Origin of the sequence: uncultured Campylobacter sp. (assembly GCF_937949835.1) — a bacterium.
GTDB lineage: Bacteria > Campylobacterota > Campylobacteria > Campylobacterales > Campylobacteraceae > Campylobacter_B.
In genome coordinates this window covers 1-6,790 of record NZ_CALEDC010000356.1, presented here as the reverse complement: position 1 = coordinate 6,790, position 6,790 = coordinate 1, and the positions used below count along the sequence as shown (strand labels likewise).

At 41.8% G+C, this 6,790-nt stretch carries 7 protein-coding genes; 6 read left to right on the top strand and 1 reads right to left on the bottom strand.

From position 1 onward, the window contains the following. Window positions 1-99: 99 nt before the first annotated feature. From Q0256_RS08210 to Q0256_RS08200, 3 genes are all read left to right on the top strand, one after another. On the top strand, window positions 100-270 hold the full coding sequence (locus Q0256_RS08210) for a hypothetical protein (protein WP_297962105.1): 171 nt from the start codon (window positions 100-102) through the stop codon (window positions 268-270). 198 nt (window positions 271-468) lie between these two features. Then, the gene (locus Q0256_RS08205; protein WP_297962103.1) at window positions 469-1,782 is read left to right on the top strand and encodes an AAA family ATPase; all 1,314 of its coding nucleotides are present in this window, start codon (window positions 469-471) and stop codon (window positions 1,780-1,782) included. Further along, window positions 1,772-2,308: a hypothetical protein gene (locus Q0256_RS08200; protein WP_297962101.1), complete on the top strand. Its 537-nt coding sequence runs from the start codon at window positions 1,772-1,774 to the stop codon at window positions 2,306-2,308. Before Q0256_RS08205 ends, Q0256_RS08200 begins: the two co-directional genes overlap by 11 nt. Before the next feature lie 587 nt (window positions 2,309-2,895). On the opposite strand, the gene purM is transcribed toward Q0256_RS08200, so the two are convergent. Continuing rightward, window positions 2,896-3,879: a phosphoribosylformylglycinamidine cyclo-ligase gene (gene purM / locus Q0256_RS08195; RefSeq protein ID WP_297962099.1), complete on the bottom strand. Its 984-nt coding sequence runs from the start codon at window positions 3,877-3,879 to the stop codon at window positions 2,896-2,898. Window positions 3,880-3,952: 73 nt separating this feature from the next. Between purM and coaE the strand changes: the two genes are divergently transcribed. From coaE to dapF, 3 genes are all read left to right on the top strand, one after another. Next, window positions 3,953-4,627: a dephospho-CoA kinase gene (gene coaE / locus Q0256_RS08190; RefSeq protein ID WP_297962097.1), complete on the top strand. Its 675-nt coding sequence runs from the start codon at window positions 3,953-3,955 to the stop codon at window positions 4,625-4,627. A 68-nt stretch (window positions 4,628-4,695) separates the two neighbouring features. Further along, complete coding sequence (locus Q0256_RS08185) at window positions 4,696-5,616, top strand: tetratricopeptide repeat protein (protein WP_297962094.1); 921 nt, start codon at window positions 4,696-4,698, stop codon at window positions 5,614-5,616. 177 nt (window positions 5,617-5,793) lie between these two features. Next, complete coding sequence (gene dapF, locus Q0256_RS08180) at window positions 5,794-6,672, top strand: diaminopimelate epimerase (RefSeq protein ID WP_297962092.1); 879 nt, start codon at window positions 5,794-5,796, stop codon at window positions 6,670-6,672. The last annotated feature ends 118 nt before the right edge of the window (window positions 6,673-6,790 follow it).

The following is a 6,790-nucleotide window of genomic DNA, read 5'->3' as shown; positions in this document are numbered from 1 at the left end:
ATGGCGATATTTACGGCTCGTGGCGAGCGATGAGTAGGCTTAAACGCAAGGGTTGTATCTGCTTATATCGGTAATAGCAATTTTAACCCGAGCCATATTATGGACTTTGCGATAAACAACGAGATAAAGCCGGCGATAAATCAGATCGAATGTAATCCGTTTCATCAAAAACTCGCGACGCAGGCAAATTTAAAAGAGCTCGGCATTGTGATGCAAAGCTGGCGCCGTTTGGCGAGGGCAGAAAGGATATGCTCGGCAACTCGGTACTAAAGCGATCGCCTAGCAACACGATTTTACGCTGGTTTGTTGTGTATTTGCAGAAATCAAGGACGAAAAAATTAGCCAAGATTGCAGCTATATCTGCTGGACACGAGAAACTATAAAGATGAAATTTTAAAGGTAGGTATAAGGATTAATAAAAGGTAATTTGGTAAAATAAAGTCATTAATAGTACATAAAGGTTTTTTTATGAAATTATTTTTAGAAAATATAGGAAAGATTTCAAAGGCCAATATAGATATAGACGGTATAGCCGTAATAGCTGGAGAGAATAACACAGGTAAGAGTACGGTTGCTAAAAGCCTATTTTCAGTTATCAGTTCATTTTATGATATAGATAAAAAAATAGAGGCTGATAGGTTAGAAAGTTCAGATGAAATTTTGTATAGAATGTCTCATGAAGTAGTAGATCTTAAATACGGTACTTCAGAACATAGAAAACTTTTATCGTACAGAGTTTTATCAAATTATATACATAGAAAGATTTCCGAATTTGTAAAAAGGGGTGATATTGCCTACAATAATCTAAAAACTACTATTATTGATGAATTTTCAAAAAATGATATAGATATTAAAGATGAATCAATTGGAAATACAATTAATAATTATTTGAAAAGAATAGAGCAAACTTTAGAAATACCATATGAAAAAATACGCAATGAAATTGTAGGTAAACAGCTTGCTTTAGAATTTTCAAACGAGATAAATAACATCTATACAAAAAACAGTGGTAGCATAAAGCTTTCCTTAAAGAATAAGTGTATAGAGATTTTGATAGATGAAAATGATGTTGATATAAAAAAGCAAGAAGCAAATGTTTATGTTAATGCTGTATATATAGATGATAGCTTTATTATGGATGGTTTAAATTATCCAGACTTATTTTATATTAACAACTCCTATTGTAATAATCATAAAGATGCTCTGAAGTGCCTGTTGTCCGATAGGGGTGATAAAAATATTTCTAAAAGTATAGTTTTTGAAGATCGTTTGAAAAATGTCTATAATACGCTAAGTAGTGTAGTACCTGGAAATTTTGAATTTGATGATGTAGGAAATAGTGTATATAGAAACAGTGATGGTGTTGTACTAAATATGGCAAACATTTCTGCTGGACTTAAAACCTTTATAATAATCAAGACATTACTTGCAAACGGGGCAATACAAGAAAAAGGGGTCCTTATATTGGATGAGCCGGAGATTCATCTTCATCCAAAACTACAACTCATTTTTGCAGAGTTAATCGTACTTATACAAAAAGAATTTAACTTACATATCCTACTTAGTACGCATAGTCCATATTTTTTAAAGGCTATAGAAGTTTATTCTAAAGTGCATAAAATTTCCGATAAATGTAAGTATTATTTAACAAAAAATATGGGTGACAATAAAAAATTAATTACCATAGATGATGTTAGTGATAAAACATACAAAATCTATAGACTACTTGCCGATCCATATGACTATTTGCATAAATTAGAAGATGAGATCCATGAGATTTGATAGTTTTGATGAATTTAACGAAACAAAAGAAACAGTAAAAGATATCTCTTATGATGAAAGTAACGATGAGTATATGTCTGAGTCTGAACTTGAAGCGTATAATTTTGATAAAGTAAAAGAAAAATTTAGTAATAAATATGATATTAAACCGCCAAAATCAGTTGATGGATTAATGTTGCAGAACGAGAATCTTATCTTTTTAGAGTTTAAAAATGGAAATATAGATAGTAATACAAAAAAAGATATATGCGATAAAATTTTTAGTAGCGTCTTGGTATTGTTGACTATTCTAGATGAAAAAGTTTCGGATTTAAAAAATAAACTCAAATTCATATTAATTTATAATAAAGACAAAAATGGTGACATAAATATTGCTAAAAATTTAAGCAGTGATGCAAATTTACCCAAATGCAAACAATTTGACTTATATGGATATAACAAACTGTATTTTTTTCAAGCAGATATTTTCGATAAAGATAAATTTGATAACTTTTTGAAGACTGCAGTTGATGGTCGGATTGTCTAAAACCCGACTTTTATCCTTACTAAAATTCAAGCTCATCTCACTTTTAGAGTCGCCCATTGCAAATATACCTTTCTTGGGTGCGGTAGCTTCATAATTTTGTATTAACAAAATTATGAAGCTAAGGTTTCTAGTAATAAATATAGGAAAAGGACATGGGAGCTTGAACATGTACTTATGCAATAACGACGTAGGGCGCGGTAGGGCATTTGAGCTTGTGTACAATGTGAATGTTAAATTTTAAGTAGAAAACATAGAATATCAGGAGTATTATTTTACCAATACTCGCCGATAAAATTTTAAAATTTACGGTAATTTTATTCATGACTTTTATCTTTGTGAGCAATATGGATATTTAGATTATATAGCTCCTATATTAGAGAACAAGCTTTTACAGGTGTTGGCGGCATGGACAAAAATTGTACTTTAGATAGAAAGCGTAATGCGTATAGATAATAATTATAGGTTGGCGACAGCTTGTAAAGAAAATTTACAAAGCAGCGAATAAAATTAAAAGATACCTGCTTTAAAATTTAGTCTAAACATAAATTCTGCCTTGGCAAAAAGCGGCAAATTTTACCGCTTCAAATTTACGCAAACTGCACGCCTTCGCCTTTTACGATCTCGCCGATGACGTAGCCATCGGTGTTTGCTAGTACGAAATCCGCGTTTTCTTTCGGCGCTACGACTATCATACCGACGCCCATGTTAAACGTCCTCATCATCTCGGCGGGCTCCACCTTTTGCGCGATGATTTTAAAGATCTCAGGCGTGCAGATTACGGCATGCTCGATCTTTGCACCCAGCCCCTCAGGGAATACGCGCGGTAGATTTTCCACGATGCCGCCGCCCGTGATATGCGCGAGCGCGTGGATCTTGTCTTTTAAATTTAAAAAGTCGCCGACGTAAATCCTGGTCGGCTCCAAAAGCACGTCGATGAGCGCGCGACCGCCGATTTTCTCGTCAAATTTCAGCCCTAGCTCGGCGATCACTTTGCGCGCGAGCGAGAAGCCGTTTGAGTGCAGGCCGCTGCTAGGAAGCGCGATGAGTACGTCGCCTTCGCGCACAAATTTGCTGCGGTCGATCTCGTCCTCTTCGGCGATACCCACGGCAAAGCCTGCAAGGTCGAAGTCGCCCTTTTCATACATCGAGGGCATCTCCGCCGTTTCACCGCCGATTAGCGCGCAGCGGGCTAGTTTGCAGCCCTCGGCGATACTTTTTACGACCTCTTTGGCGTCACGGGTCTCAAGCTTCGCCGTCGCGTAGTAGTCGAGGAAAAACAGCGGCTCGGCGAAGTTGCAGATGAGATCATTCACGCACATTGCGACGAGGTCTTGGCCGACGCCCTCAAATTTGCGTGCGTCGATCGCGAGTCGCAATTTTGTGCCCACGCCGTCGGTAGCGCCTAGGATCGCGGGCTTTTTGTAGCCAGCAGGCAGCCTTACCGCACCCGAAAACGATCCGATACCGCCTAAAACGTGCGGAGTTTGCGTCGCTTTGACGAACGGTTTTATCGCCTCTACGAACTCATTTCCCGCGTCTATATCGACGCCCGCGTCTTTGTAGCTTATCAAATTTTATCCTCCAAGATGGTATAATTTTACAAATTTTAGCTAAAATCGAATAAAAACGCTATAAAGGCTCACCTTGAAATTTAAACACGCGATCGTCATCACGGGCAGCATCGGTAGCGGTAAGAGCGCGGTTTGCGAGCTGCTTCGTGATCGCGGATTTGAGATCATCGATGCCGATAAGATTTCGCATTGCGTTTTAGATCGCTGCACCGCGCAGGTAGCTGAAATTTTCGGCGCGCAATACGTCGTGCAAAAAGACGCGCAGGCCGAAAATTTGGACTCGCACGCGGAATTTAAAGCTAGCGGGAATGAGAAAATTTTGACCGATTCGTGCGCCTCGGTGGACCGAAAAAAGCTAGGCGAGCTAGTGTTTAAAAACCCTGCTGAGCTTGCAAAGCTAGAAGCGCTGCTGCATCCGAAGATAACGGCTGAAATTTTATCGCAGGCGCAGGCTTTGGAGGCGAAAGGAAAGCTTTATTTCGTTGATATTCCGCTATTTTTTGAGGGCAAGAGGTATGAGTTTTTCGATAAAGTGGCGGTCGTTTATGCGCCTAAAGATACGCTGATCGCGCGCGTGATGAAGCGAAACGGGCTCGATCATGCCGCCGCAAAGCACCGCGTGGAGCTGCAAATGGACATAGAACAAAAGCGCGCTATGGCGGACTTTGTGATAGATAACGGAAGTGATCTTGCCGCGCTTAAGGCCGCGGTGGAGAGATTTTTAAAAGAGCTAAAAGATAAAATTTAGCCCTTTGCGCGAGAACTCGTAAAATTTCTGTGCGAATTAAAATGAGACTAAAAATAAAGGAGAGGGCGATGAGGATCGGTAGTCGCGCCCAAAAGGGCGCTAAATTTCAAAATTTTAAAAACACGCCGCTTAAAGAGCGGTTGAAATTTACGGCGCGAGCGGTTTTGCTCTCCGCGCTGTTTGCGACGGGCGCTGCGGCGGAGATCGACGATCTAAGAAAGGGCTGCGCCGCGGGGAGCGAGATGGATTGTAAAAAACTAAACCGCGTGATAAATGAGCTACAGCGCAACTGCGACGCAGGCGGCGAGGAAAACGCGCTGGATTGCGCAAATTTGGGCTATGCATACGACTCAAATAGAAGCTTCAGGCAGGCCGCGCGCTATTACGACAGAGCGTGCAAGCTCGGCGAGCAGAAGGGCTGCGTCTATTTGGGGCTGCTCTACAACGACGGGCAGGGGGTGGCGCAGGATCGCAAGAGGGCGAATGAGCTTTTCAGCGATGCCTGCAAGAAAAACAGCAGCGAGGGGTGCGCGAGCCTTGCATACAACTATAAAAAGGGGCTCGGCGTCTATCCCGACGTGAAAAAGGCGATCGAGCTTTTGATCAAGGCTTGCAAAATGGGGCAGGTAGAGGCGTGCCATAACCTAGGGCTTAGCTACGTTCTCGGCGAAGGCGTGAAAAAAGACGCGGACAGGGCTAGGATATTTTTTACGAGGGCTTGCGAGCAAGGACACGTGGATTCGTGCGTAAATTTAGGCGTTACGTATTTTAAGGGCGACGGCGGGCAAAAGGATCACGCGCTTGCTGCGAAGTATTTTAGCGAAGCGTGCGAGAAAAGCGATGAGCCGCTAGCCTGCTCAAATTTAGCGTATCAATACGAAAAGGGCTGGGGCGTAGCGAAAGATAAAAAGAGGGCGCGCGAGTTTTATGAAAAGGCTTGTAAGTTCGGAAGATTTGATGCTTGCGAGCATTTAAAGGCTATGAGGTAGGCTCTAACATCAAGCGCGAAAAACGCATAACAAAATGGGCTCACGAAAGAAGATACGTTAGTAAATTGAGTCTTAGTAAAGCCTAGGAATAAGCGATACGCTTAAATTTAGATATAAGTAAAATTTTAATAAAGCGTTAGTGAGCGTTAGTAATTTTAAAAATTTGCGAGGTAGATAATGAAAATTTCAAAATATAATGCGAGCGGAAATGATTTCGTGATCTTTACGGATTCGGTTAAGGCGGATAGATCTAAGCTAGCGCGCGAGCTATGTGATAGGCGTGATGGGGTGGGCGCTGACGGCCTCATCGTCGTGCTACCGAAATTTAACGGTATCGAGGGGATAAATTTCGAGTGGGAATTTTATAATAGCGACGGCAGCAGCGCCGATATGTGCGGCAACGGCTCGCGCGCGGTATGCATGTATGCGTATGAGAATTTTTTGGCCGCGCAGAGTATGAAATTCCTAAGCGGCGCAGGCGTAATTAGCGGCGAAATTTTCGGTATTTTCGGCGGAAATTTGAGCGAGAGCATGCGAGGCGAGCTACGCAATGTAAGCTTTGGCGAGATTTTTAATCTGCGTCCTAATGCTCACGCGTTAGTAGCTAACGTCGAGGTAATGTTAACTCGTCCTAAACGCCTTGGCGAGAGCTTTGAGGAGGCAGGGCTAACGTGGTATTTTTATAACACAGGAGTGCCGCATTTGGTAACTTTTGTTAGTGATTTAAATGAGTTTGACGCCGTGCTGGCCCGCGATCTGCGCGAAAAGTATAACGCTAACGTTAATTATGCGTTAGTTCAAAGTCGCCTCGCAAGCAAAATTTTAAAGGTGCGCACCTTTGAGCGTGGCGTAGAGGCAGAAACGCTTGCATGCGGTACAGGAATGGCGGCATGCTTCATCGCAGGCGTCGAAAATATGGGGCTAGTTCCCGACATCCGCGTGATACCTGCAAGCGGCGAAACGCTAAATTTGCGCTTAGGAGATGGAGGTAAAATTTACTTTCGCGGCGACGTTAGGCATACTTTCGATGGCGAATTTATCGGATATGTGGAGTAGACAGGGCGGAATTTCGAGCCGGTTTGCGCGAGAATCCGTCAAATTTTCGAGTGTAATTTATACAAAATTTCGCTTTTCGCTCTGTTTTATAAAATAATAGATTCAATACGGCATTGGA

Bases quoted from the DNA above. Each gene is read 5' to 3' on its own strand.
- Q0256_RS08210 (WP_297962105.1), top strand. From the start codon at position 100: ATGGACTTTGCGATAAACAACGAGATAAAGCCGGCGATAAATCAGATC.
- Q0256_RS08205 (WP_297962103.1), top strand. From the start codon at position 469: ATGAAATTATTTTTAGAAAATATAGGAAAGATTTCAAAGGCCAATATA.
- Q0256_RS08200 (WP_297962101.1), top strand. From the start codon at position 1,772: ATGAGATTTGATAGTTTTGATGAATTTAACGAAACAAAAGAAACAGTA.
- Q0256_RS08185 (WP_297962094.1), top strand. From the start codon at position 4,696: ATGAGGATCGGTAGTCGCGCCCAAAAGGGCGCTAAATTTCAAAATTTT.
- dapF (WP_297962092.1), top strand. From the start codon at position 5,794: ATGAAAATTTCAAAATATAATGCGAGCGGAAATGATTTCGTGATCTTT.